The following is a 26,423-nucleotide window of genomic DNA, read 5'->3' on the forward strand; positions in this document are numbered from 1 at the left end:
CTGACAATTACTCCTCAAATACTCTCTAAATTGTGGTGCATGATGAGAGAAATCGTCTGTCCACAGGTGGAGATGGATCATGCCAAAGAGGAAACAGGAACCGGACTCCGGTGGCGCACCCCTTCGCGACACTGCCAAGGCCAACTTGAAGTTCCAGGACTTGAGCGACGACCTCCGCAGGGACATCCTCGCCGGGACGTGGGCCGTGGGGACCAAGCTCCCCACCGAGCAGCAACTCGCGGCAGAGACCGGCCTTTCCCTGACCACGGTGCGGAGGGCCTTCGAGGACCTTGTAGGCAAAGGGCTGGTGGTCAGGCGGCAGGGCGCCGGCAGCTTCGTCGCTGCACCCCAGCGCACGCAGAAACGCTCGAGGTTCGTCATCGGCGTCCTGCTCCCGGACACGCAGCTGTACTACCCGCGCGTCCTCCAAGGGATCGAGGAACACCTCTCGGCCCGGGGCGCGAGCCTGCAACTGTCCACGTACCACTACGACTTCACGCGCGAGAACGCCGGAATCCAGTTCCTTCTGGATGCCGGAGTGGACGGCCTCATCTTGGTGCCGACGCTGACCGGCTTGGCCGATCCCCAGCAGCGCGTCGCCGAGCTCATGGCCCTTCCCGTGCCGGTTGTCCTCCTGGAGCGGAGCCTTGACGATCTGGGGCCCGGCGACCGCACGGAACACGTCTGCTCGGATCACCAAGGCGGAGCGTACGACGCCGTCATGCACCTCCACCGCTTGGGTCACCGAAAGATCGGGCTGCTCACGCGCGCGAACGAGGCCGCTCGCAGCAGCAATCCCACGCAGGCTGCGGTCATCGCAGGGTATACGGCTGCCATCACGGCGTTGGGGTTGGAGAACGACGGGCACATGGCGTTCAGCGCAACCAAGCCGGAGTGGGAAGCCGACCAGGCCGAGCACATGTTCGGGCTGCTGGCTGGCAGTGGTGCCACGGCGGCGTTGGTCTTCGGAGACCGGGAAGCCGCTCTGCTGGAAGGCGCCGCGTCCAGGCACGGGGTTCGGGTTCCCGAGGACCTCGCGCTCGTCTCCTATGACGACGAAATGGCTGACCTCGCCCGGATACCGCTCACGGCGGTTTCGCCCGCCAAGCACAGGCTGGGCGTCATGGCCGCCGATGTCCTGCTGCGTCGGCTGACCGAAGGTGACGCATGTCCGTTGTACCAAATCCGGTTGCGGCCACGCATTGTTGTCCGTGACTCCTGCGGGGCGAAGCGTTGTGAGGCCCGCTCTGCGGTCTCCGGGGGCTAAATGGCGCGCAGAGCAGGCCCCGCAACGAGGCTCTAGCGGCGGAGCTTGATGAGCTTTGTCTGGCCGCTGAGCCCAGTGGTGTCAAGCGTCAGGGTGCTCCGCCCGTCGGCGTCCGTCCCCAGGGTGCCGGCGCCCTCCAGGACGCTGGACCACGTACCCTCCGGCAAGGTCAGCGTGAGGCCGGCGGCCTTCTGCGTCGGCTCGCTGACGGCCAGGCTCAGCTCATTCCCATGCCTGGAGAACACCACGCAGGCAGGACCCGACGCCCCAAGGTCCCCCGCCATTCCGGGCTTCCAGAACGTTGCGGCCGTGGTCTTCGCGGTCTTGAACTCCACGGACTGGGCCGTAGCATCGTTGCGGATCACGCTGTACTTGTTTCCCTGCAACAGCTTCCGGGTCAGGTCTACCGATGCTCCCGGCGCCACCATGTACGCATAACTGCCGGCGACAGGCCCGACCCCGTGGTCCACGTAGAGGGTGGCGAAATTGCGCTGCTGCACCGTGGCGCTGCCGTTGATGTTGACCCCGGACCAGCTGCCGGACCGGGTTTCCCGCAACACGTGGAGCGGGGAATCATCGAGCATCGCGTACCCGCCGAATCCCTCCAGGTGCACCCAGCGCCCATCGCCCAGCACCTCAACGGTGCCTGCCGTTCCAGCGATAGTGCCCGCCGCCGTCGTGAGTGTATTGCTGCCTTGGTGGAGGTTGCGGTGGTCGACGATGGTTTCCACCTTGGCGCCCGAAGCAGTGCTGATGTCCGCGCCGAGGCAAACGGTGACGTCGCCGCTGACAAACCAGGACTTCCGCGCGGTCAGGCCCGTGCGGCCCGGCCCCACCAGATGCTGTCCGACGGCGGCAACCTCACCCAGCGCTGTGGCCCCGCTCCACTCATTCGCGGGAACGGCAGCGCCCCACTCCCCCTCCACCTTGTCCGGCAAGGGAGTGGTGTCCACCGTGATGCCGGGGAGGCGGTTGTAGTTGGCCGTGGCCCAGAACGCGTCGTCGTACTGGCCGAGGTCGGACGTGTAGAAGTAGGTCATGCCGGAGCCAGTGTGATAGCCGCGGTTGTTCTCGCCGTTGCCGCATTCGTACCAGGCAATGCGGTTGCTGGACAGGGCGAGCGACAATGCCCAGCCGGGTCCGCGGTGCATGGTGCGGTCCATCGCGGGGAAGAGCTTGTGGCCCGTAGCTTCTGCCACGGGGGCAACACCAGTAGCTTGGAGCTCCTTGACCAGTGCCGTCCTGGGCACGCTCGCACTGTTGAGGATCGGTCGATAGGTATTGCGCGCAATCCAGCCCGCGCACAAACCCCGCCATCCGGACGCCGTCGCTGGATCCATGGCCCGTGCCAGGAGCAGGATGGCCTCGATCGCCGACGCCCCCAGGTCATAGCCAGTGTTGGCCTCACGGCTGATGCTCCTGCCGCGGACGGCATCGGCCATGGCCCCGTTGATCATGACGGGCGCAAACGAGCCCTCCACGGCGTCGAAGAAGATGCTGCGCGTTGGGTCGGAAACCTCGAACGCCGTACCTCCCAGCAAGGAGAACAATTTGGACAGCCCGGTGAGCAGGACAACTCCGTAGGAACCGGTGTACGGAGTAGTGCTGTGTTGGATGAACGAGCCGTCGCGGAAAATGCCGTCTCCGCTGGTGACGTACTGCCACACCTGGCTGAGTCCGGCCACAGCATGGTTGAGTCTGGCCGGGTCCTCTCCTGCCAGGGAACGGATGATGATGCCCTGGCACAGGTCCACGCGGTTGGCGCCAACGGAGGTGATCTTGCCGCGCTTGGGCGGGAACTGCAGCCACGGGTCGGGCACGAAATGGTCGATGGCCGCGCAGTAGGCAGTGCGTTCAGCGGCCGACAATTCGGCATGCAGGAGCACCATGGCGTCGGCGAGTGCCCGGGGTACGCCGATCTCCCAGGACCACCAGTTTCCTACCTCTTCCTTCCTGTCGTTGTAGCAAAGGGTGTTGGCATCAGCCAGGCCGGCCTTGATGGCGGCAAGGACCGCGGCGTCCCCGAACACGGCCGCTGTGGGGGTGGCCCAGGCCGTGGCCAGTTGGGACAGGCGGGTGTAGGTGGTGACCATTTCTGCGTCCTTGGCCAAGGACAGGTCCGTGAACACCGAGGTTCGACCCGACGACGTGTTGAGCTTGGCCAGAGAGTCTGCGGCTTTGTTGTTCAGTGCCGTGATGGCTTTGGCGAAGTCAGGGTCGCCGGCCTGGATGACGTTGCGGCCCGTGATCTGGTCCACCCAACGGTTTCGCAGCGCTGCGAACTCCGCGGCGCCCGGTTCTGCGTCGGCCCAGGCGTTCTGTGCGAACATCGAGCTGACCACTGCCGCCAGGGAAAGTGCGCCGGCACCCTGGAGCAGGGTCCTGCGGGGGAATTGAAGTGACAAGGAGTTGCTCCTAACACTCGTGGCGGGACGGGGTCCGGCGTCCTTCGCCGGGTCCGCCACTGGCTTGGGTTGAAGTCAACGCGATGCCGAAGAGAGGAATAAAGCAGTACCTGGTCACGTCCACGTCGCCGGAAACGTGCGGGACCGCCGTCGAGACCTCCCGGGCCCCGGCTGCGGCGAACAGTTGGGCTTTCTGCACTGCTTTGCCTACGGAGCGTCGCTTGGGAGACTGTACGGGCGGCTGATTCCCGGTACGACTAACGTGGCACCAGGTGTTGGGAGATTTCGGCGGCAGAATCCCGCAGTTCGATGGTGCCGCTGGCGACACCGACGACAAGCTTGAAGCCCTTATCTGTGGTGAAGTCATGCTGATATCCGTTGACCCAAAGCAGCAGCACCATGAGTGTCCATGCGGTTCGCTTGTTGCCATCAATGAGTGGGTGGAACCGGGCGACGGACTCCAACAGCGCAGCCGCCTTCAGCGCAAGGTCGGGATAGGCATCTGTGCCCAAGACGGTTGTAGCCGGCCTGGCCAAAGCCGAGGCGAGCAGGCCGACATCGCGGATATGGAAGCCGTACCGATCAACGACTTGAAGGGCATCCTCGATGTCCAGGTATGCTGTCACGCGTCTTCAAGGCGCGTCAGGAGCTCAGCATCATGACTCATGACGAAATCAAGGCCCTCGCTGATTTCGCGTCGGCGCGCATGGCGCTGCAGAACCAGCTCTGCCCCCTGTAGCAGGAGCGCGGACTTGGATGTGTGTTCCTCGGCGGCCAACTTCTCCAGCCGTCGATCCAGGTCTTCAGGTACGCGCAGGTTCATGGCCATGCATCAATGGTACCAGAATGGTACTGATGAAGAGAGCTTCGTCCCGACTGTCGCGGACTGCCCCGGGTTCGCGGCGATCTCGCTGCAGCACCCCTTCGGTAGAGTGCTCACCATGGATGACAAAGCAACGTTGCTCAACTATCTCCGTACCCGCCGGCAGGACCTGCTGGACAAACTGGACGGCCTCGGCGAATACGATGTCCGCAGGCCCATGACCCCCACGGGAACCAACCTGCTGGGCCTGGTGAAACACGTTGCCGGTGTGGAGCTGGGATACTTCGGCGAAACGTTCGGGCGACCGAACGGACGGGAACTCCCCTGGTACGAGGCCACCGCCGAACCCGACGCCGACATGTGGGTGCCTGCCACCCAGAGCCGCGAAGAGATCATCGAGTTGCACCACTTCTCCGCCAAGCACAGCGACGAAACCATCGAGTCCCTCCCCTTGGACGCGCCGGGCGTAGTGCCGTGGTGGTCCGAAGAGAAAAAGAACGTCACCCTGCACCAGATCCTGGTCCACATGTGCGTCGAAACGGCCCGCCACGCAGGCCATGCGGACATCATCCGGGAACTTATCGACGGCCAAGCCGGCCAGCGCGCGAATGATCCCAACATCCCTCAACGGACCGCAGAAGAACTGGCCGCACACCGCCGGCGCATAGAACAGGCAGCGTTGGAAGCCGACGGGCGCTGACTTTCACAGCCACGGGGAGACCTTCACAGCCGCCGCATATGCGAGGCAAACCTCAGGCGTAGCCTGCCTCCGTAGAAATGAGGCATGACTCCTCCACAGACCGAAAACCGCAAAGGCCGCCGGACACGGCGAGCGATCGTCTCCGCCGTCCTGGCGGTCACTCTCTCTGCCGGGGGTGCAACAGCCTGGGCCCTGGACCGCTTCGTCATTCCGCACGCCGAAATCACCAACGTCTCGGAATACGAAGCCAGCCAGGCCGGCACCACCGTAACCACGACGACGGACAGCAGCGCCGCTGATTCCTCCGCGAGCGCCGTGGTCACTGATACTGGCTACACCTCGGGTGACACCGGTATCAGCATCAGCAAGGTAACTACCGGCAGCGGCGACAGCACCGTCACGTACTACGTTGCCGACGTCGTGCTTGATGCGGCCACCACGCTGAAGTCGGCATTCGCGGAGGACACGTACGGCGGCAACATCACTGAAAACACCTCCGCGATCGCCCAGGACCACAACGCGATCTTCGCCATCAACGGCGACTACTACGGTTTCCGGGACACCGGCATCGTGATCCGCAACGGTGTGGTGTATCGGGATGAGGGCGCACGGCAGGGCCTGGCCTTCTACAAGGACGGCACCGTCAAGGTGTACGACGAGACCACCACCACCGCTGACCAACTCATCGCGGATGGCGTTTGGAACACCCTCTCGTTTGGCCCGTCGCTGCTGGACAACGGCGAGATTGCCTCGGGCATCGAGGACGTGGAAGTTGATACAAATTTCGGCAACCACTCCATCCAGGGCGAACAGCCGCGCACGGCGGTGGGCGTCATCGACCAGAACCATCTGGTGTTCGTGGTGGTGGACGGGCGCAGCCCCGGCTACTCCGCCGGCGTCACCATGACGGGCCTAGCGCAGATCATGAAGGACCTGGGCGCCACCACCGCGTACAACATCGACGGCGGCGGCTCCTCCACCATGTACTTCAACGGATCCCTGGTGAACAACCCGCTCGGCGAGAACAAAGAGCGCGGCACCTCGGACATCCTCTACATCGCCCGGTCATGATCATCCTGATACCGGCCTACGAGCCGGACCACCAGCTCATCACCCTTGTCCGAAACCTCCAGGAAGCAGAGCCGTGGATCAGCATCGTGGTGGTGGACGACGGTTCCGGCCCCGAGTACAAGGACACGTTCGACGCCGCCGCCCAGCTTGGGTGCCATGTGCTTGGTTACGCCGTGAACGGCGGGAAAGGTCACGCCCTCAAGAGCGGCTTCGCCTTCATCGCTGAGCGTTTTCCGGGACATGACGTGGTGTGCGCCGACAGCGATGGGCAGCATGGCGTGGCGGATATCCTGGCCGTCGCCGACCGGGTCCGGCACGTCACCGCGGCCATGGTCCTGGGCTCCCGGAACTTCACCGGGAATGTCCCGGCCCGGAGCCGGTTCGGCAACACCGTGACCCGCGGCCTGTTCAGGCTAGCGACGGGCCAGCGGATCACGGACACCCAGACGGGCCTGCGGGGCTACAAAGCGGACATGCTCCCTTGGTTGCTGACGGTCCGCGGACAGCGGTACGAGTACGAACTGAACCTGCTGCTCGAAGCGAAGCATGCGGGCTACGGCATCAGCAGCGTCGGGATCGCCACCGTGTACCTGAACGACAACGCAGGCTCGCACTTCCGGCCTGTCGCGGACTCGATCAGGATCTACGCCCCCCTGCTGAAGTTCCTGGGCTCGTCCCTGTCCGCTTTCGTGGTGGACATGGTGATGTTCCTGGTGCTCATCGGTGTCACGGACTCCCTGCTCATTGCCGTGCTGGGTGCCCGGCTGGTCAGCGCCACAGTGAACTTCCTGGTCAACCGGCGCCTGGTGTTCGAGCACGGCAAAGACCGGCCACTGCGGGTGGCCGCGGCCGGCTATGTGGCCCTGGTGCTGGTGTTGCTGGCGGCCAACTACGCCTCGATCCTGGCGCTGACGTCCGTTTCCGTCCCGGACCTGCCCGCAAAGATCCTCACGGAGGCCGCGCTGCTGGGCATCAGTTTCGTAGTGCAGCACCGTTTCCTGTTCACCCGCAAAGGCCGTGCCGCACAGAAGGAAACGCATACCCCACCCTTGGTCCCGGCACAGTTCCAGCACAGCGTGGCCCTGGAAAGTGGACACCAATTCCCCCAGAGATTCCGGAGTAACCGATGAACACCCTCATCCTCATAGCCGCAGACCTCGCTGCCATTTCCATCCTCACGTTGGCCCTGTACCTCCGCCGCCACAGGCGCCGTGACCTGGTGGTGTCCTACCTCGGCATGAACGTGGGAGTCCTCGCAGTCGCCACCGCACTGTCCGGTTCTGCTGCCGGCGTTGGTCTGGGCCTGGGGCTGTTCGGTGTGCTCTCGATCATCCGGCTCCGCTCCACCGAACTTGCCCAGCACGAGGTTGCCTACTACTTCTCGGCACTGGCGCTGGGCCTGATCTCGGGCATCGGCGTCGAGCCTCTGTGGTTGACGTTGTCCCTCATGTCGTTGGTCCTGCTGGTGATGTTCATTGGTGACAACCCGAAGGTCCTGCCCTCCTACCGCCACCAGACGGTGGTGCTGGACCGGGCCATCAACGACGAAGCCGAACTCTACGTCCGGCTGGAGGAAGTCCTCAACGGTACCGTCCACTCGGCCACCATCCAGGAGCTGGACCTGGTGAATGACAAGACGATCGTGGATGTCCGCTACGCGGTCCGCCCCGCCCGGCTCACCGTCAACCATCCAGCGGGCGCGCTGACAGAGGCGCCGCAGGAACTGCCTGCCAAGCCGTCGCCCCAGCCGTCCATGCCCACCTCTGCGGGTGTCGCATGAGCTGGCCCGAAGCTCCAGGGGTCATGCCCCACCTGGGCCGGCTTCCCGCCGTCGGGCTTGAAGAACTCACTGCTGAAGCCGCGCTGCTGACCCGTGTTGACCGCAAGTACCTGGTTCCCTCGGCAGCAGCCCGACGCGTCCTCTCCACTTTCACCACCCACGCCCGTGTCCTGGAAATGGACGGGGCCCGGACCTTCGCCTACGACTCCGTGTACTTCGACACCCCGGCACTGGACAGCTACATGCTGGCAGCCCACGGGCGGCGCCGGCGCTTCAAGATCCGCACCCGGACCTACGTGGACAGCGCCGTCAGCTTCCTTGAAGTCAAGACCGAAGGAGCACGTGAAGCCACCGTCAAGGAACGCATCCCGTACGAACTTTGCGATCGCGACCGGCTGACTGACGAAGGCCTTCTCTATGTAAACGAGACCCTTTCCGCGGCCATCGGGGACGTCACGTTCGGCCCCTTGTCCCCCGTCCTGTCCACGCAGTACAACCGCACCACGCTGTTCCTGCCTGAGTCGGGAAGCCGCGCCACCATCGATTCCGACGTCACCTGGCAGCGGCCGGACGGGCAGCCCTGGGTCCTGGACGACGCGGTGGTGGTGGAGACCAAGTCCGGCTCCGCCCCGGGCCCCTTGGACCGGCACCTCTGGGCCAACGGCGTCCGGCCGTGCCGCATCTCCAAGTTCGCCACCGGCATGGCCGCACTCCACCCGGAACTGCCCGCAAACCGGTGGAATCAAACCCTTCGGCGCAGGATGCCGCTGCGCCCCCTCAACCAACTCCCCCAAAGCTAAGGAATCAACCATGCGCTCATTCCGCACCTCCCTGTCCATTGCCGTCGTCGCGCTGGCGATCTCCCTGGCCGGCTGCTCCGCCGCAACCACCGGTTCCACGTCCTCAGGCACCTCCGGCACGGCCACAACAACCACCACCCAGCAGGCAGTCACCGCCGCCACCATCGAAGAAGACACCCACTACGACGGCGACGACCTCAGCTGGGACGCCTCAACGGAAGTGGCAATCAGCCTGGCCGACGGCGGCAGCAAAGTGACGTCGTCGTCCTCCACCGGCGTGGCGGTGGACGGCAATACCGTCACCATCAGTGCCGCCGGAACCTACCGCCTCAGCGGCTCGCTGACTGACGGAAAGATCATGGTGGCCGCGGGCGATTCAGACACGGTGAGGATCATCCTGGACGGGGTGCAGCTTGGTAACTCCAGCGGTTCCCCGTTCGTGGTGCAAAGCGCCGATGAAGCGATCCTGTACCTGGAGGACGGCAGCACCAACACCGTAACGGATGCCGCAAGCTACGCGGACCAAGGCGACGACGCACCCAACGCGGCCCTCTTCTCCATGGCGGACCTGACCATTGCCGGGCCCGGTTCCCTGAAGGTCACCGGAAAGTACAACGACGGCATCGTCTCCAAGGACGGCCTGGTCCTGGCATCGGGCAAAGTCACCGTCGAGGCAGCAGACGACGGCATCCGGGGGAAGGACTACACCGTGCTCCTGGACGGCGCCTACCAGGTGACCGCGGGCGGCGACGGGGTGAAGGCCGACAACGAGACGGACGAGGGGCGGGGCTGGCTGCTGGTCAGCGGTGGTTCCCTCTCCGTGACCGCGGGAGATGACGGCGTGAAGGCGTTCAACACCTTGACTGTTTCCGGCGGCACAGTGAACGTAGCCAAGTCCGAAGAAGGGCTGGAGGCGCAGCACATCGCCATCTCCGGCGGGGACGTGACCGTCACTTCCAACGATGACGGCGTGAACGCCTCGGGCGGAGCCTCCTCCAGCACTGCCGACGGCGGCGGCATGGGTGGCGGGATGGGCGGCGGCATGGGTGGGGGCGAGACCGTCGGCGATTACAGCGTTGACGTCTCCGGCGGGACACTGACCATCAATGCGCAGGGTGACGGTTTGGACTCGAACGGAAACGCCAGCATTTCCGGCGGGACCGTCATGGTCAACGGGCCCACCAACGACGGCAACGGAGCACTTGATGTCAACGGCGAGCTTGCCGTTTCCGGAGGCACCGTGGCTGCTGCGGGAAGCGCCGGGATGGCCGTAACCCCCGGGACCTCCTCCACACAGTCCGGCGTGCAGATCACGTTCAGTTCCTCCGTATCTGCGGGCACCCCGGTTCACATCGTCGACTCGTCGGGAGCCGTGGTGGCGACGTTCGTGACCACCAAGACCATCGCATCCCTGGTGTTCTCCTCTTCCGCGATCGCCGACGGTGCCACGTACACGGTGTACACGGGCGGCACCGCCGATGCCACAGCCGGCCTCACGACGGGATCCATCGACGGCGCCAAGCAACAGGGCACCGTGACCGCGGGCCAGTACACCCAGGCGCAAGGTCCCGGCGGCGGTGGCGGCGGCCGCCGCTGAGCTTCGTGGCAGGTGCAATTCTGCTGGATCATTCGTCATCGCCCCGACGCGGTCCCCGGTAATCCGGGGATCTTCAGAGGGAACAAGCGAATGATCCAGCAGAAAACGGGACGCACTGAGTCGGGCTACTGGTCCGCGATGGCATACAACGCTGTGATCGGTCCTCGGATCAGGACAGCCCCTTGGTGAGCCTGAGTAGCGTCCGGAGTGAGCCTTACTGCTCTCTTTCGACCACTGGAGGTCCCTAAATCAACCCTTTTTGGATGAATTTGATGTGCGGGTCATCCAACGGGGGTCAATGGTCCACACATCAAAGCCCGCGCTGAGGATCCGGTCACATTTTGTTTACACAGCAGCTATGGCCTTCTGGTATCCCAAAGTGTAATCTCCATCACATTCCCTCATGCGATATTCGCATTCCGTATGACGGAACCCCTTCAGAGCTCAGTAAGGAGCGCACTGTGGAAAAAGACCTCGCCCAGGAGGCTGCAACACCGCGGACCGGATCCCTGGCACAACAAATCGAAGGCGCGTATCAGCGGATCGGGGTGACCGGCGCGCACCGCCAGATCGTCTTCATGATCCTGCTGGGTGTCTTCTTCGACGCCCTTGAACAAAATGCCGTAGGCATCACCGGCCCCATCCTTCGCCAGTCCTGGGGATTGGGCGCCACCGAAATCGGCTTGCTGAACACAATGACGTTTACGGCAACCGCACTCGGACGGCTGGCGACGGGCCTGATCGTCGACAAATACGGCCGACGCCACATGCTGGTCATCAACCTCATCATCTTCGCCGGAGGCTCGTTGCTCTGCGCTGTGGCCCCCAACTATCCCATCCTGGCGGTCGGACGCTTCATCGTCGGCTTCGGATTGGGCGGCGAAATCGCGGTAGCCGTGATCATGATGGCGGAGTTCTTCGCTGCCAAACACCGTGGCACGGCGGTTGGCCTGATCAACGTCACCGCTGCAGGCTTAGGCAACATGCTGGCACCGGCCTTCGGCATCCTCGTCTTCACCCTCTTCGACGGCCCGGACAAGTGGCGCTGGGTGTTCGGCCTTCTGTTCATCCCCGCACTGCTGGTGATGTTCTTCCGTCGCTACGTTCCGGAAACGCCCCGCTTCCTGGCCTCGCAAGGAAAGATCGACGAAGCGAACCTGGTCATCACCCGGCTGGCACGCAACAAGCTCTCCGGCCCCGTCACCGATCCCGAAACCTATATCACCGCAGTCCCCGACCCCGTGGTGGTGAAGACGTCCGGCCATTGGAAGGACGCACTCCGCGGCAAGCTCCTCAAGCGTACGGTCCTGCTGTGCATCGCCGTCTGCATGTCCTACGCCGCCCAGATCTCCATGCTGACGCTCATGCCAACCATCCTGGTGTCCCGGGGTTACGCCGTGAACACCAGCCTGTGGTTCACGCTGATCATGCAATCAGGTTCCTTGCTGGGCGCCTGCACTGCCGCATACCTTGCCAGCCGGCTGCCCCGGAAAAGGTCCTGACATCGGCTGCGATCCTGGGCTGCCTGTCCGGGCTGTCCATGGCTTTCCTGGCCAGCGACATCGTGCTCATTGTGATCTTCGGGGTGCTCTTCAACTTCTCCGTGATCATCCTGAACACCACTATTTGGCTGTTCGCTCCGGAGCTCTACCCCACCCGCACCCGCGGGTTCGGAACGTCCATCATCCTGGCCGCGGGTTCCCTTTCCGGCGGCTTGTTCCCGCTCATTTCAGGGGCTGTCTTCGATTCGGCCGGACTGCCGGGGATGTTCACCACACTGGCAGTGTTGTTCATTGTCCTGGCCGTCGTGGTCCAGTTCCCACCGGAAACCTTCGGCAAGCCCTTGGAAGAAGACGCCGAACCGAACGAGGACGAGGAGCCTGCCATCTATGGGCACTGACAGTCACGCACCGAGGGACAAAACAGTCCTGCTGATCAATCCGAACACCAACAGCAACACCACCGCCATGATGGTGGACCTCGCCGCGGAGACTCTCGCGTCACACGGCCTCCGGGTCACCGGAATCACCGCAGCCGCCGGACCCTCCATGATCGTGGACCCGGAGAGTCTGGCCGAGTCCGCGGAACACGTCAGGGAAGCAGCCCACGGCTACCTTTCAGGACCCGACGGCGGCAGGGTCGCCGCAGTGATCGTGGCGGCAATCGGCGATCCCGGGCGTGAGCAACTGGACCGAGAGCTGGAGATTCCCGTGGTCGGGATCGGGCAGGGTTCCCTCCATGCCGCCGCCCACCACCCCGACGGGCACCTTCGCCGTTTCGCCATGGCAACGAGCACACCGTTGCTGGTGGAGGCACTGGGCAAAGTGGTAGCAGCCCACGGGTTCCAAGAGTCCTTTGCCGGTGTTCGCTTGACGGAGTCCGAGCCCCTGGTCCTGGCGGCCGACCCCGAAAGACAGTACCGGGAACTGGCCCATGCTGTGTCTGCGGCATCGGAAATGGATGGTGCGGACGCAGTGATCATCGCCGGTGGCCCGCTCAGTGCCACCGCCCGGCGACTTGCCGAGTCCACCTCCGTCGCCATCATCCAACCGGTGCCCAGCGCCTGCCGGCTGTTGCTCACCTTGCTGGCGAAGGACAGCTGACCACACGCCAGTCGCAACCCGACGGCGGTCCGCAAGGGCCGCCGTCGGGCGTCACTGCACGAGGCGCGTCCCTGCCGCAAGCCTCACCCGCAAACTTGATGCGAACTTGAGCCAATCGAAAAGGTTCCTTGATGTAGCGGCGCCACGCTGGAATCAGCCGGAATACCAATACAAAGGCATTCCGACAACGAATTTCCGGTATGAAGCACAACGATGTGGGGGAACCAGTGGAACAGTCAGCAGCCGTCGACGAGGTGGTGGCCGTGAAGGGCATCATCCAGGACCAGAACCCCGTGGATTTCTATGCGTTGGGTGTCGCAGGGTGCATCGACCGCCTTGCCGCGCCGCTTCGCCGCGCCGGTGTCACGGTCCACTGGCATACTCCCCACCACGGCATCGAGATCTCGTCCTCCGCCGCAGGGCTCCTGTACCATGTGGCGCAGGAAGCGTTCAGCAACACGTTGAACTACGCCAACGCCAGTGAACTCACCATCCGCCTCAACGCTGTCTACCATGGCATCCAGCTCACCATCACGGACGACGGCGACGGCTTCGAGATCCACGCTGCGCCCAGCGGCCGCAGGCATGGTTTTGGATTGCTGTTGATGTCTATCGCCGTTCACGACGCCGGCGGGACAGTCGACATCGACTCCGCGGTTGGGCGGGGCACCAGTGTCCGGGTGACACTGCCGCTGGATTGAGTCCGATTTGGGACCTTTATTGGGTACCTGAGCCATGGAACAACTGACGTTCCGGACGTATTCTGTAGCTACTTTTCAGCCTGGCATCCCTACGGATTGGCACGAAAATGGCGCGGAACAACAGAGGACCACTGGGTCTGGGCAAGGTCCTGTTAAGGATCTTCGGGTTCTTCTTCGTGAGCCTGCTCTGCGGGGTGTTGATCTCCGGCTTCGTGGTCCCGGTGGTTGCCCTCACCAGCACAACCGTGGGTGGGTCCATAGGTTTCTACGAGAGTCTTCCCAGCCAGCTCGACGTGGAGTCACCTTCCCTTTCCAGCAAGGTGGTCACCGCTGACGGCCAACTCATCGCCACGTTTTTCGCCGAGAACAGGGTCAAGGTTCCTCTCGAGGACATGTCGCCGTTCATCCGCGAAGCAATCGTGGCGATCGAAGACAGCCGTTTCTATGAGCATCCGGGTGTGGATGCGCACGGAATCATGCGGGCGCTGACCTCCAACCTGACCAAAGGAACCAAGCAGGGGGCCTCCACGCTGACGCAGCAGTACGTCACCAACGTCCTCAACGAGTCCCGGCTTTCACAGGGCCGCCCCGAGGACGTAGTACTCAGCGGCGAGAAAACGGTGGGAGACAAGCTGCGCGAGATCAAGCTCGCCCTGGAACTGGAGAAACGCTTCAGCAAGGACCAGATCCTTGAGGGATACCTGAACATCGTGTTCTTCAACAGGAATGCCTACGGCATCGAGGCTGCGTCCCGCTACTTCTTCAGCACCTCCGCCGCGGAGCTGACACTGCCCCAGGCGGCGCTGTTGGCAGGCCTGGTGAATGGTCCCAGCATCTACGACCCCACGGTCGACCCGGCGGCAGCACTGGCCAGGCGCAACCTGGTGCTGGACCGGATGCTCGAACAGGGGAAGATCACCCCCGTGGACCATGGCGTGGCTGTGGCAACACCGGTGGAGTTGAACATCACTCCATCCCTTCAAGGATGTGCCGGTGCTGCCATTGCCACGTATTTCTGCGATTACATCTCGCACCTCATCCTTAACAACGAGGCCTACGGTGACACGGTGCAGGATCGTGAACGGCTCCTGTATCGCGGCGGCCTCACCATCACCACCACACTGGACAGCAGGCTCCAGGCCATCGCCCAGCAACAGGTGGACGCATCCGCCGGTGATAACCCGGACAAATGGGGTGCTGCCATGACCACCGTGCAGCCCGGTACCGGTAAGGTCCTGGCGATGGCCCAGAACACGGTGTTCGTTCCACAAGAGGGGAAGTTCGACACCCAGCTGAACTTCAACGTGGACGCGAAGGACGAGAACGGCTACGACCTGAACGGCGCCGGAGGTTTCCAGCCCGGTTCCACCATGAAGCCCTTCATCTATGCGGAGTGGCTCAACGAAGGCAAGAACCCCACCGCCGTGGTGGACGCATCACGGCGGGTATACCCCGTGGGCTTCCCTTGGCGTTCCAGTTGCGGCAAGGTGCTGGGCGGCTACAGTACGGCACAGAAGGCACAAAACCTTGGCGCGGATGACGACCTGCAGAACAACGACCCTGGCTACTACCGCCCCATGCCCATCAACTACGGCCTCTACAACTCCATCAATACGGCCACTTTCGCCACGGCGGCACAGCTGGACTTCTGCGGAATCCAGCGGATGGTGGACACTGTTGGCCTGCACAGCGGGCTGGACAATGCCCCAATCAACATGCACCAGATCGGCAATCTCCTGGGTTCCATCGGCGTCGCGCCTCTTGTGTTGGCGAGCGCCTACGCCACCTTCGCCAATGACGGCACCTACTGCAAGCCCATCGCCATCACGGAGATCAGCGACGCCCAGGGCAGGGAATACGAAGCACAGACGCCGGAATGCCGTGAAGCCGTCAAGCCGGCTGTGGCACGGGGCGTAAATGCCGTACTCCAGGATGTGCTCAAGATGGGATCCGGCGTCTACATCGAACCCAAGGTCCAAAGCAGGGTCCCGGTAGCCGCCAAGACCGGAACGTCCAACAACAACGGCGCCACCTGGGTGGCCGGGTACACGACGGCGCTCGCCACGGCGTCGTTCTTTGGGGACACGACGGCGGGACAACAGCGGGCGGGCCAGAACGTCACCATCAACGGCAAGTTCTACAAATCCCTGGACGGCTACATGATCGCCGGCCCGCAATGGGCGAACTACATGATGGAAGCCACGGCGCTCTACCCGAGCGGACCCTTTGTGGCTCCTGCTCCCCCACCCGCCCAGCAGCCCAGCACCAGTCCGGCAGCGCCGCAACGGTAGCCGTGCCACAGGTGACGTTGACGTCCCCGGGGGGGCTTCCGACGTCGGACGTCGCGTTGCGGGGCCCGCTCTGCGTGGCATTCCCCGCGCTCAGCGCGCAAAGCGGGCCTCACAACGGGAGGGGCTAGCGGGCGTAGCGCTCCGTGAAATTCCTGAGCACGCGCATGGGCTCTGTCACGGACGATTTCCGGGCTGTCTCGATGAGTTCATCGGCTTCGTGGGGCGGGAAATATCCGGCGTTCTTGTAGATGTTGATCCGCGTGATGAGTCCGTCGGCGTCCAGCTCGGGGTGGAACTGGGTTGCGTAGAGGTTGTTCTTGATGCGGAACATGTGCACGGGGCAGGCCTCCGAGCTGGCCAGCAATACTGCGTTCGGGGGCAGCTGGCTGCACGCTTCCTTGTGGCCGACGAAGGCCTCGAACCGGTGCGGGAGACCCTTCAGCAGCGGATCCCGGTCCCCTTCCGTCGTCAGGGTGATCTCCGTAGCTCCCACCGGCTCTCCGAAGCGCCGGTCAATGACTGCGCCCTGGTGCACTCCCAGCGTGCCGACACCGTAGCAGGCACCCAGGAAGGGGAAGTCTTCCGCCACGATCCTGTCCAGGAGGGATGAGAGTTCCGTCTCAACCCGGACCTGGTCTGCGCTCTTCTCCTCCACAGGATCGCTAGAGGTGTAGGGACTTCCACCCACGATCACCCCGGAGTAGTCCGACAGTTCAAGAGGCGGCAAAGGCCCGGATTCCAGCCGGATCCGGATCAATTCGTCCGGTTTCAGTCCGCAGTAGCGTAGGTAAGCCTGGTACTCGTCATCTGCTGCGGCGTCTTCGGCGCGGGTAGCCAGCAATAGGAAGGGCTTCACAGGCCAAGTCTGCGTGAGGAATGGCCGGGAGACAAAGTGTGTTGCTGCAAGGGGGTGTCTGACAGGGACTCCCTCACACCGCCGTGGCTGCATACCGTTGTACGGACCCCCATGAAACAGCACCCCGAGCTTGACCCATCCCTGAGGAGCAATCTTTGACGCAGGACCCTTCGGTCGTCGAAACACCATCGCCCACGGCGTCACCCGCTGAAAGGCAGCAGCCCAGGAAGATCCCCTGGGGCGGACTGCTTGTGCTGGCAGCGGCCGGGTTTACTGCGGTAACCACCGAGCTTCTTCCATCCGGCTTGCTTCCGCAAATCAGCCGCGACCTCGGTGTCGACGAGTCGGCAGTTGGTTCGCTGACCGCCGTGTATGCGGCGATCATCGTCTTCACGGCGCTCCCCCTATCCCGGTTCCTGGCCGGCAGGGTTCCCCGCAAGACGCTGCTGATCGCCACCGTGCTGGCTTTTGCGCTCAGCAATGTCCTGCTGGCGTTGAGCCCCGAGCTGGGGTGGGCGATCGGGGCCAGGCTACTCGGCGGCATCGCGCACGGGATGCTGTGGTCCAGCATGGCGCCCTACGTGGCACGAATCGTTCCGGCACACTCCGTGGGTAAATCCATGGCCGTGGTGTTCAGCGGCAACAGCATCGCACTTGCAGTGGGGGCTCCCATCGGCACACTCATGGGTTCACTGATGACCTGGCGTGCTTCCTTCCTGGTTCTCGCGGGCGTGGGCGTGCTGCTGGCCGTGTTGGCTTTCTGGCTCCTTCCCGGCGCTCACGACAACGCCAGCCAGAAGGCTCCGTCCCTGCGTGCTGCCATGAAACTGCCGGGCGTCATCGCCGTGGCCATCGCCTGGCCCCTCCTGCTCCTGGCCCACTTCACCCTGTTCACCTACGTGGCGCCCTTCCTACTGGCTTCCGGGCTGCCGGAATCGGCCACCAGCATCTCCCTGTCCGTGGTGGGAATCGCCAGCCTGGTGGGGATTTGGATTGCCGGCATGACCGCCGACTCCCGTCCACGTGCCTCGGTGATTGCCGCCGTCGGACTCCTGACTCTTGCCTTCGCCCTGCTGCCGGCACTGGGCGGCACCTGGGTGGGGGCGTTCGGGCTGATGACGCTGTGGGGTATCGCGTTCGGCGCGGTGGGCATCTACAACCAGGCAGCGATTCTCCGGGCCGGCGGCGAGCACAAGGACGCTGCCAATGGCCTCACCGTGGTGACCATCCAACTGGGGATCGCCGTCGGGGCTGTCTATGGCGCGTTCGCCCTCACCACTGTGGGCGCCCAGCTGGTGCCCCTGGCCGCGGCGGTTCCGACAGCGATAGCGCTGGTCATCATCATCGCCAGCAGGCGCGGCGGCTACCCGGCCGGACCCCGGGAGAAGCGCCGTTAACATCCCCGAAACATGCCAGTGACCTGATCTTCACGAACGGGAGATTTCTGTAACTTACCTGCAACTTAGCTCTTCTGAGTCGGAAACATAGCTCACCGAATATTGATCGGGGGGCTTTACGGGAGCCGGATAAATCACGGCTCGTTTCGGACAGGCTTGAAAGAAGGGAACGCAGGTGGAGATCTCTGCGCAGAACGTCTGGATGATGTTGTCGGCGGCAATGGTGCTCTTCATGACCCCCGGCCTCGGCCTGTTCTACGGCGGCATGACCCGCGCCAAGGCAGCACTGAACATGATCATGATGAGCTTCATCTCCGCGGGGATCGTGGGTGTTGTCTGGGTCCTTTGGGGCTACTCGATGACTACCGGTGATGGCTTCCTGGGCCTGTTCGGCAACCCCTTCGCACACTTCGGCCTGCAGGATCTGGTGGGCACGCCCGACCTCATCAAGGCCACCTTCGCAGCGACCTTCGCCATCATCACCGTTGCCCTCATCAGCGGCGCCATAGCCGACCGGGCCAAGTTCGGCGCCTGGGCACTGTTCGTGCCGATCTGGATCACAGTTGTCTACTGCCCGCTGGCATACATGGTGTGGGGCGGCGGCCTGATGAGCGCCGGCGGGGCCGTGACTGAAGTCTTCGGCCAGGTCATCGACTTCGCCGGCGGTGCGGTAGTTGAGGTCAGCTCGGGAACTGCCGCTTTCGTCCTCGCATTGATCGTGGGAAAGCGCCATGGATTCGCCAAGGACCCCAACCACCGCCCGCACAACGTCCCCTTCATCATGATCGGCGCAGCAATCCTGTGGTTCGGCTGGTTCGGTTTCAACGGCGGCGCTGCCACCACTGCCGAGCAGGCCGGCCTGATCTGGGTCAACACCCTGGTAACTCCGGCAGCGGCCATGCTGAGCTGGCTTGTGGTCGAGAAGGTCCGCCACGGACACCCCACCTCCCTGGGTGCAGCGTCCGGCGTCGTGGCCGGACTGGTTGCGATCACCCCTTCCTGCGCCAACATCAGCCCGCTGGCCGCGCTGGGCCTGGGTTTGGTGGCCGGTGCTGCCTGCGCGGTGTTCGTTGACCTGAAGTACAAGTTCGGTTTCGACGATTCCCTCGACGTTGTTGGCGTGCACTTCGGCGCCGGTGTCATCGGCACCCTGTCCCTGGGCTTCATCGCCTTCCCCCAGGACGGTGTGGCCGGCGGCCTCTTCTACGGTGGCGGCCCCCAGCAGCTCGTTGCGCAGCTCGTGGCTGTCGTGATCACTATCGCGCTCTCCGGTGTGGGCACCTTGGTCATTGGCCGGATCATCAACAAGACCATCGGCTTCCGGGTCCCGCACGAGCACGAAATCACCGGCGTCGACCTCACCCAGCATGCCGAGTCCGCTTACGAGTTCGGCCTCACTGCGCACGGCCACTTCCGCCAGCAGCAGGCGCACCTGTCCGCGCTGCTCAAGGGAAAGCCCGCCGCGGCCACTCCGGAGGCCAAGGAAGACAGCTTCGCCTAACGGCACCACCATCAAACAGCAGCCGACGGCGGGACCCGGGTCCCGCCGTCGGCTGCTGTTGGGTGCGCCCCGCCCAAGCGGGCAGCGTCCGGATTAGCCCGAGCCGTTCCAGAGGCGCTGCCAAAAGCTTCGCTTGCCCGGCGCCTGAGGTTCCGGCTCCGGCGGAGAGGCGGCAGCACGCCGCTGCCGCCACCGTTCGAGTTCGGCATCCACATCCCTGAGTTTCGTGATGACCGGCGGCCCGCCTTGGAGCTGTCTCCGGGCCTCGATCACGCGTTTGTTGAAGTCCTCGAGGATGTCCCGGACTTGTTTCTCGCTGTATTGCTGATCCAGCTTCGCGTCCAGTTCGGCGTCTTCAATGCGCAGCAGGATGGCAGGAGGGCCGATCCCGCTCAGCCGTTCGCGCTGGATGAGTCCCTTGACCCACCAGTCGGGATCGTAGTGCTCGCCGAGCCCGGGGATCGGTTTGCCGGCGTACTTGAGGTTGTCGAACTTCCCTTGGTTCATGGCGTCCCGGATCAGGTATTCGACGCGGGCCGCGTCATCCACCTTTCGGCGCTTCTCGCGTTCTTCCGCGTCCGCGGCCTCAAGCTCGGCGTCCTCCTGGGCGTTGCCGCCCCAGCCGCGTACGGCCCGCAGTTCGGCCCCGCGCTCCAGCTTCCGCCTGAAAGCGTTGTTCCCGGCACTCATCGTGTCCGCCACCTCCTCGAACGGCAGCCCTCGTCTGCCGGAATTCGTGGTTCTCCGTCCAGTATTCCGCACCTTGCAGTGCTTAATCCGTACCCAGCGCGCCGTCGTCGAAACCGACAGGCTGTACCTCCACCACCCACTCTGAACGTGAAACTGCCCCGACACGCCGCGGGTACGGAGTGTCGGGGCAGTATGGGTTCGAAAATGGGTGGTGGCGGTGCACCGCTGAGGCTTAGCGGACGGCCATGCTCGGATCCAACTGCTCGATACCTTCCGGGGTCACCAGGACCACCCTCGCCGTGCAGATGTCGTAGAACAGACCGGTCGCCTGAACTGTTCCGGATGCCAACGCCGGACCGGTAACGGGATGCTCGGCCAGCTTGCCCAACTGCAGGGCCACATTCACCATGCTGAGTTGATCCAGGCGGCCGAAACCTTCTGCTTCAGCGGCGCGGGCCACGGGGTGTCCTGCCAGGAGTGCCTGGTAGCTGGGGCGGGCATGTTCAAGCCAGGCATCGAACCCACGTCCCAGGCCAGCGGCTGATCCTTCCGCATCGGCGATCACGGCTTTCATGGCTCCGCAGTTGGAGTGGCCGCAGACAACGATCGAGTCCACGGACAAGGCCTTCACTGCAAAGGCCAGCGTGGAGTCAATGGAGGCGTCATGATCGTCGCTGCACACCACGTTGCCGATGTTCCTCAGGGTGAGGAGATCACCGGGACCACTGCTGGTGATCAGGTTCGGATTCACCCGCGAATCAACGCAGGCCACGAACAGGGTGTCGGGATTCTGGCCTTCGGTGAGGTCCTGGACCAGGGGCCGGACTTTGTCTGCGTGGCGGCGGTGGTATTTGTCGATGCCCAGGAGGATGGAGCGCAGCGGCGGGTGGGCGTCGCCGTCGTCGTTCCTTTGGCCGGCGGCATCGACCGGCTGCCATGACGTACGCGGCGGCAGCGGAAATTCGCGCGGTTCCTGGCGCTGCGGCGAGTTGTCCTCGGCATCGCTGAATGCGGTAGTGCCGTGCTCCTCCACCACCACGGCTGCTCCGCCGTTCCTCTGCTGTTTCTCCCACGCCACCAGTGCTTCGCGGAAGGCATGATCCAGGTAGTCGGCGTTGAGTTCCACTACGGCGTCCTGGCCTTCGGGCACGGAGTGCAGGACGCGGTTGAGCCGGGGCAGCGCGAAGAAGCTGCACGAGCCGGCGATCGTTACGCGCCAGGGCAGCCCGGTTCCTGCCGGGGCGTGCGCCTGGATCTGGGCACGAAGGACCCGCCACAGCACGCACAGGGCGGCGAGTGCCAGGCCGATGATGACGCCCTCCAGGAGGTTCAGCGCGACGACGCACACCAGCGTGACGGCATAGACCAGGAGGTCGCCCGTGCGAAGACTGGTGCGGATGTCGGCCACTTTGACGAGCTTCGCGCCGATCACCAACAGCAGACCGGCAAGGACAGAAAGCGGGATCAGCTGGATGAGGCCGGCGAACAAGGCCGAGAAGACCAGGACCCAAACGCCATGCAGGATGGCGGACGTCCGGCTTTTCGCGCCGGCTTCGACATTGGTGGCGCTGCGGACGATGACCCCGGTGACCGGCAATCCACCGAGCATGCCGGAGACCATGTTCGCCGAGCCTTGACCGACGAGTTCGCGGTTGAGGTTGGTCCGGATTCCGCCGTGCATCTTGTCCACGGCAACGGCGGACAGCAGCGATTCGATGCTGGCGATCAGCGCCACCGTGATAACGGCCATGGCGGCGGCGCGCCAGTTGCCATCAGGCAGGCTGGGGAGTGCGACGGCGTCGAAAATCGAACCCGTGAAGCTGATCCGCTCCACGCCCGGCGCCACCGCTACGGACAGCGCGGTGACGGCAACGACGGCGGCCAGGGGTCCCGGCACTTTACGCACCGCAGCGGGGAGGAACTTCCACGTCAGCAGAATCGCGACGACGGCCAGTCCCAGCAGTGCCGAGTGCAGCTCAACGTTGGTGACTGCGGCTGGCAGTGCGGTGAGGTTTTCGACGGCGGAGCCTGCAGCCTGCCCGCCGAGGAGGACATGGAGCTGCTGCAGGATGATCGTGATTCCGATGCCCGCGAGCATCGCCTTGACCACCACTGGCGACACTGCCAGCGCGGCCCGGCCTATGCGGCTGACGCCCATGAGCAGCTGTACGACGCCGGCTGCAGCGGTGATTGCGCACGTCACCTGCCAGCCGAATTCTGCGACCAGACCGGCGACGACGACGGTCAGTCCCGCGGCGGGGCCGCTCACCTGCAGCGGGGAGCCGCCAAGGCTGCCCGCGACAATGCCGCCAACGGCTGCGGCAATGAGCCCGGCCATGATCGGAGCACCGGAGGCTGCGGCGATTCCAAGGGAAAGCGGAAGGGCTACGAGGAAGACCACGAGTGAGGCAGGGAGATCCGCACCGAGGTTGCTGAGGAAACTTGGCTTCTTTGTTCCCGGGCCCGGCGGGCTGTGGGAGTCGGTGGGGACGGTGGCGGATTCGTTGGGCTGAGGCATTGGTTCTCCTGGCTCGGAATGTGCTGACCCTTCCAAGCTACGGAACCTGTCACGGTTAATGACAACAAGATGTGACAAGCGTGACAAAAGCTGTGAAGATGCGCTTCATGTTGGGACCTATGGGAACTTTGACGGGGGTGGCGCGCGTTGGGGGGTCCGGAGCGTGGCAGTCGAGGCCGACCTTCCCGCCGTCGTTTCTTTCCACCCGCGCCAAAACTAAGGGTCCTTAGAATAGGCTGGGTCCATGAGCGCACCCGACCCCCAGCCCGTACGCATCAGCTCGGTCCCTGTACAGCTCCAAGCCCTGGAACCAGCCCAGGAAAAGATCAAGGCTGCCGTGGGCGATGTCCCGGCCCTGCTCGCCATCGCCGGGGAACTCGGCCAGACAGCTCCCATGCCCGGGGAGGGCAGCACAGCAAAGCTCTGGGAACTCCTGGCCTCAGTGACGGCCGTGGATGTCGCTGCCGGGCGAGTGCTGGAACCCCACTTGGACGCCCTCGCGATCCTTGCCCAGGCCGGAAGCGAAACCACCACGGCAGGCGCCTGGGGAGTGTTCGCGGCGGAGGGACCCGGCATGAAGCTCGAAGCCAAACGCACCGCGAACGGCAGCTACGTCCTGCACGGATCCAAGCCGTGGTGCTCCCTGGCCCAACATCTGGACGGCGCGGTGATCACTGCGCATCTTCCCGACGACGGCGGCAGGGCCTCCTTCGCGGTGAACCTGAAGGACCCCGGGGTGAGCGCGGAAACCCCGATATGGACGGCGCGCGGACTGCAGGAAATCCCGAGCGGCACGGTCCACTTCGCCAACGTCCCGGCCGCACCGGTCGGCGGGGAGGGCTGGTACTTCTCCCGGCCCGGATTCGCGTGGGGCGGAATGGGAGTCGCTGCATGCTGGCTGGGCGGGGCGGTGGCCGTGGCCCGGGACTACGTCACCGCGCTGAGCAAGGCTTCCGGCAATGGCCGTGAACCCGACCAGATCGCACTGGCCACCTTGGGAGAAATCGACCGCACCATCAGCACGGTTACCGGCTACCTCGCCCAGACCGCGGAACGCATCGACGCCGGCGAGCTGGAGGACGCGGATTCCGAAGGTCAAAGCCCCTGGAGCGATGCCTTGCGTGTCCGCGGAACCGTAGCCGCCGCCGTCGAGCGCATCCAAACCCTGGTGACGCAGAACCTCGGCCCCGCCCCGCTGGCATTCGACGAAGCATATGCAAAGCGCATGGCGGACCTGTCCCTGTACATCAGGCAGCACCACGCCATGCGGGACGATGCCCAGTTGGGCGCCCTGGCCTTGAAAGGGGATCGCAGTTGGTGACGTTCACGCATGCAGATACCGGCACGGCGGAGTCTGACTGGCTGGCCAGCGGCCTGGCCGCCTTGCCCGAACTCCCCCTGGACAAGGACGAACTTGCGGGCACGACCTTCGTGGTGCTCGCTGCGCACCCGGATGACGAATCCCTGGGCGCCGGCGGATTCCTCGCAAAACTTCACGCAGCAGGCGCAGACATCAAGGTCCTGCTCTGCACCGCCGGTGAAGCCTCCCACCCGGAATCGCCAACGACGACGCCGGAACAGCTTGCCGCTGTCAGGCTCACTGAGTTCGACGCGGCTGTGTCCGGGCTGGCTCCCGGCGCGAGCTGGCAGTTCCTGGAACTGCCCGACGGCAGACTGGCAGCCAACGCAGACCGGATCGCGGACGCGGTGCGGAAGGCCGTGGCATCATCAGGGCGTCCAGCGGAAAACGTGACGATCGTTGCCCCGTTCCGTTCCGACGGGCACACCGACCACGACGTCCTGGGCTCCACGGCCGCGCAGCTCGCCGAAAACGATGGCCACGGTTTGTTGGAATACCCCATCTGGTACTGGCTGTGGGCAGGGCCGGACCACGAAACCTGGCGGACGTGGGTGCGGGTCCCGCTCGAAGCATCGGAGCAGGAAGCCAAAGCTGCCGCGATGCGGGCCCACGCCTCGCAAACGGAACCTCTCTCCGGGCAGCCGGGCGACGAGACACTGCTCTCCGGAACGTTCTTGGAACACTTCCAGAGGCCTTGGGAAACCTTCGCCTGGCACCCGTCAACGGCTGGAAACAACAGCGCCAAGGATGCCGAGCGGATCTTCGACGAAGTCCACTCCCGCGACGAGGATCCCTGGAGCTACACCACCAGCTGGTACGAACGCCGCAAGCGGGCCCTGACCCTGGCTGCACTCCCCCGGGAATCCTACGAAGCAGGACTTGAACTGGGCTGTTCCATCGGCACGCTGAGCGAAGAGCTCGCCAAGCGCTGCGGAACGTTCCTCGGAGTGGACGCCAGCAGCACGGCGCTCGAGGAGGCCAGTAAGCGGCTTTCCGGGTTTCCGTCGGCGGAAGCCCGGCACCTCACCATGCCGCATGAGTGGCCCGAAGGCACGTTCGATCTGGTGGTGTTGTCCGAGACCGGCTACTACCTTTCCCCGGAGGAGCTCACCGAACTCCTGGCCAGGATCCATGCCTCCACCCGCCCCGGCGGCACCCTGCTTCTGTGCCACTGGCGGCACCCGATTTCCGGCTGGCAACTTGATGCGGAAGCCGTCCATGCGATGGCCCGCACCCAACTGGATTGGCCTACGCATGGGCTTTACCGTGAGAAAGACTTCATGCTCGAGATCCTCGTCGCCCCGGGCGGAGCGACATGACAGATCCGGCACCCGAGGGCATACGGGATGTAGCAGTGGTGGTGCCCGCCCACAACGAGGACCAGCACATCGGCAAAGCGCTGTCAGCGCTTCGGGCAGCCGCCGACGCGCTCAACAAGGCACGCCCGGACATCCGGCTCCGCATGACGGTAGTGCTGGACAGTTGCACCGACCGTTCAGCGGAGATCACGGCCGCGTACGTGGCCGGCGATGCCCGCTTTTCCCTGATTGAAGTGGCGTTGCGGAGCACGGGCGCCAGCCGCGGTTTTGGCTTCCGCAGCGCGCTGGCCGCGTGCCACCCCATCAACGCCGGGGACCTCTGGCTCGCCAACACCGACGCCGATTCCGCGGTGCCGGAGAACTGGCTTGTGCGTCAGGTGGAGCTCGCTGACAACGGAGCGGATGCCATCCTGGGTTCCGTGGAGCCCGACCCCGACGATGTTGACCCCGCAGTGCTGCGGCGCTGGCTGGAACTCCACCCGTTCCGCGAGAACCACCAGCATATTTATGGCGCGAACTTTGGTGTCCGCGGCTCTGCATATCTTGCCGTGGGCGGCTTTCCGATGCTTCGGGCGCACGAGGACAGGGTCCTGGTGGAACGCCTCCGCAGCCGGGGATTCCAGGTGGTCGCTACGGACAGCATCCGCGTCCTGACTTCCGGGCGGACCCACGCCCGCGCACCGGAGGGATTCGCTGCCTACCTCCGGGCCCTGGGAGCGGAACTTCCGGCCGTAACGGGCTAAG

The 26,423-nt window shown here is 64.4% G+C and carries 24 protein-coding genes; 17 read left to right on the top strand and 7 right to left on the bottom strand.

Annotation, left to right across the window (positions count from 1 at the left end; genetic code table 11):
• Positions 1-79 precede the first annotated feature (79 nt).
• Positions 80-1,267, top strand: a complete 1,188-nt coding sequence (locus PYR64_RS15635) for a substrate-binding domain-containing protein (protein WP_055972395.1) — start codon at positions 80-82, stop codon at positions 1,265-1,267.
• Between the two features lie 32 nt (positions 1,268-1,299).
• Here the strand turns inward: PYR64_RS15635 and PYR64_RS15640 are convergent, their stop codons facing one another.
• The 4 genes from PYR64_RS15640 to PYR64_RS15655 are packed head-to-tail and all read right to left on the bottom strand — an operon-like array spanning position 1,300 to position 4,501.
• Positions 1,300-3,672 (bottom strand): polysaccharide lyase 8 family protein, encoded by a 2,373-nt coding sequence (locus tag PYR64_RS15640; protein ID WP_275776164.1) that lies wholly within the window; start codon positions 3,670-3,672, stop codon positions 1,300-1,302.
• Positions 3,673-3,682: 10 nt separating this feature from the next.
• A complete protein-coding gene (locus PYR64_RS15645; protein WP_144027665.1) occupies positions 3,683-3,871 on the bottom strand; it encodes a hypothetical protein in 189 nt (62 codons plus the stop codon).
• Between the two features lie 58 nt (positions 3,872-3,929).
• Positions 3,930-4,298, bottom strand: coding sequence for a type II toxin-antitoxin system death-on-curing family toxin (locus tag PYR64_RS15650; RefSeq protein ID WP_018778838.1), 369 nt, complete (start codon positions 4,296-4,298; stop codon positions 3,930-3,932).
• The gene (locus PYR64_RS15655) at positions 4,295-4,501 is read right to left on the bottom strand and encodes a ribbon-helix-helix protein, CopG family (RefSeq protein WP_223941739.1); all 207 of its coding nucleotides are present in this window, start codon (positions 4,499-4,501) and stop codon (positions 4,295-4,297) included. The genes PYR64_RS15650 and PYR64_RS15655 overlap by 4 nt, the downstream gene beginning before the upstream one ends.
• A gap of 112 nt (positions 4,502-4,613) precedes the next feature.
• Between PYR64_RS15655 and PYR64_RS15660 the strand changes: the two genes are divergently transcribed.
• From PYR64_RS15660 to PYR64_RS15710, 11 genes are all read left to right on the top strand, one after another.
• Entirely contained in the window at positions 4,614-5,195 is a 582-nt protein-coding gene (locus tag PYR64_RS15660) for a DinB family protein (RefSeq protein ID WP_039242981.1), read from the top strand.
• An 84-nt stretch (positions 5,196-5,279) separates the two neighbouring features.
• The gene (locus tag PYR64_RS15665) at positions 5,280-6,266 is read left to right on the top strand and encodes a phosphodiester glycosidase family protein (protein ID WP_275776172.1); all 987 of its coding nucleotides are present in this window, start codon (positions 5,280-5,282) and stop codon (positions 6,264-6,266) included.
• Positions 6,263-7,396 (top strand): bifunctional glycosyltransferase family 2/GtrA family protein, encoded by a 1,134-nt coding sequence (locus tag PYR64_RS15670; RefSeq protein ID WP_018778834.1) that lies wholly within the window; start codon positions 6,263-6,265, stop codon positions 7,394-7,396. Before PYR64_RS15665 ends, PYR64_RS15670 begins: the two co-directional genes overlap by 4 nt.
• Positions 7,393-8,046 carry a DUF4956 domain-containing protein gene (locus PYR64_RS15675; protein WP_275776181.1) on the top strand — a complete coding sequence of 218 codons (654 nt, stop codon included), beginning with the start codon at positions 7,393-7,395 and terminating at the stop codon, positions 8,044-8,046. The genes PYR64_RS15670 and PYR64_RS15675 overlap by 4 nt, the downstream gene beginning before the upstream one ends.
• A complete protein-coding gene (locus tag PYR64_RS15680; RefSeq protein ID WP_275776183.1) occupies positions 8,043-8,846 on the top strand; it encodes a polyphosphate polymerase domain-containing protein in 804 nt (267 codons plus the stop codon). The genes PYR64_RS15675 and PYR64_RS15680 overlap by 4 nt, the downstream gene beginning before the upstream one ends.
• Before the next feature lie 10 nt (positions 8,847-8,856).
• Positions 8,857-10,443 carry a carbohydrate-binding domain-containing protein gene (locus PYR64_RS15685; protein ID WP_275776184.1) on the top strand — a complete coding sequence of 529 codons (1,587 nt, stop codon included), beginning with the start codon at positions 8,857-8,859 and terminating at the stop codon, positions 10,441-10,443.
• Positions 10,444-10,904: 461 nt separating this feature from the next.
• Positions 10,905-11,945 (top strand): MFS transporter, encoded by a 1,041-nt coding sequence (locus PYR64_RS15690; protein ID WP_275776185.1) that lies wholly within the window; start codon positions 10,905-10,907, stop codon positions 11,943-11,945.
• Between the two features lie 38 nt (positions 11,946-11,983).
• Complete coding sequence (locus PYR64_RS15695) at positions 11,984-12,343, top strand: MFS transporter (protein WP_275776190.1); 360 nt, start codon at positions 11,984-11,986, stop codon at positions 12,341-12,343.
• Positions 12,333-13,046, top strand: coding sequence for an aspartate/glutamate racemase family protein (locus tag PYR64_RS15700; RefSeq protein WP_275776191.1), 714 nt, complete (start codon positions 12,333-12,335; stop codon positions 13,044-13,046). Before PYR64_RS15695 ends, PYR64_RS15700 begins: the two co-directional genes overlap by 11 nt.
• Positions 13,047-13,246: 200 nt before the next feature.
• Positions 13,247-13,747 carry an ATP-binding protein gene (locus tag PYR64_RS15705; protein WP_018778828.1) on the top strand — a complete coding sequence of 167 codons (501 nt, stop codon included), beginning with the start codon at positions 13,247-13,249 and terminating at the stop codon, positions 13,745-13,747.
• A 107-nt stretch (positions 13,748-13,854) separates the two neighbouring features.
• A complete protein-coding gene (locus PYR64_RS15710; RefSeq protein ID WP_018778827.1) occupies positions 13,855-16,038 on the top strand; it encodes a transglycosylase domain-containing protein in 2,184 nt (727 codons plus the stop codon).
• Positions 16,039-16,162: 124 nt separating this feature from the next.
• On the opposite strand, the gene PYR64_RS15715 is transcribed toward PYR64_RS15710, so the two are convergent.
• Positions 16,163-16,894, bottom strand: a complete 732-nt coding sequence (locus PYR64_RS15715; RefSeq protein ID WP_189076642.1) for a glutamine amidotransferase — start codon at positions 16,892-16,894, stop codon at positions 16,163-16,165.
• 155 nt (positions 16,895-17,049) lie between these two features.
• On the opposite strand from PYR64_RS15715, the gene PYR64_RS15720 reads away from it, so the two are divergent.
• Complete coding sequence (locus tag PYR64_RS15720; protein WP_039242894.1) at positions 17,050-18,291, top strand: MFS transporter; 1,242 nt, start codon at positions 17,050-17,052, stop codon at positions 18,289-18,291.
• Between the two features lie 175 nt (positions 18,292-18,466).
• Positions 18,467-19,792, top strand: coding sequence for an ammonium transporter (locus PYR64_RS15725; RefSeq protein ID WP_039242895.1), 1,326 nt, complete (start codon positions 18,467-18,469; stop codon positions 19,790-19,792).
• Positions 19,793-19,885: 93 nt separating this feature from the next.
• On the opposite strand, the gene PYR64_RS15730 is transcribed toward PYR64_RS15725, so the two are convergent.
• Together PYR64_RS15730 and PYR64_RS15735 are read right to left on the bottom strand one after the other, a co-directional pair.
• Positions 19,886-20,482 (bottom strand): DUF1992 domain-containing protein, encoded by a 597-nt coding sequence (locus PYR64_RS15730; protein ID WP_189076643.1) that lies wholly within the window; start codon positions 20,480-20,482, stop codon positions 19,886-19,888.
• A 232-nt stretch (positions 20,483-20,714) separates the two neighbouring features.
• Positions 20,715-23,000, bottom strand: a complete 2,286-nt coding sequence (locus PYR64_RS15735; protein WP_275776201.1) for a bifunctional SulP family inorganic anion transporter/carbonic anhydrase — start codon at positions 22,998-23,000, stop codon at positions 20,715-20,717.
• 244 nt (positions 23,001-23,244) lie between these two features.
• Between PYR64_RS15735 and PYR64_RS15740 the strand changes: the two genes are divergently transcribed.
• From PYR64_RS15740 to PYR64_RS15750, 3 genes are read left to right on the top strand one after another with little or no spacing between them, the layout of a single operon-like run.
• The gene (locus PYR64_RS15740; RefSeq protein WP_275776203.1) at positions 23,245-24,321 is read left to right on the top strand and encodes an acyl-CoA dehydrogenase family protein; all 1,077 of its coding nucleotides are present in this window, start codon (positions 23,245-23,247) and stop codon (positions 24,319-24,321) included.
• Complete coding sequence (locus PYR64_RS15745) at positions 24,315-25,679, top strand: bifunctional PIG-L family deacetylase/class I SAM-dependent methyltransferase (RefSeq protein WP_275776205.1); 1,365 nt, start codon at positions 24,315-24,317, stop codon at positions 25,677-25,679. Before PYR64_RS15740 ends, PYR64_RS15745 begins: the two co-directional genes overlap by 7 nt.
• A complete protein-coding gene (locus PYR64_RS15750) occupies positions 25,676-26,422 on the top strand; it encodes a glycosyltransferase (protein WP_275776207.1) in 747 nt (248 codons plus the stop codon). The genes PYR64_RS15745 and PYR64_RS15750 overlap by 4 nt, the downstream gene beginning before the upstream one ends.
• The last annotated feature ends 1 nt before the right edge of the window (position 26,423 follow it).

Origin of the sequence: Paenarthrobacter sp. Y-19 (genome assembly GCF_029223985.1) — a bacterium.
Classification (GTDB): Bacteria; Actinomycetota; Actinomycetes; order Actinomycetales; family Micrococcaceae; genus Arthrobacter; species Arthrobacter nicotinovorans.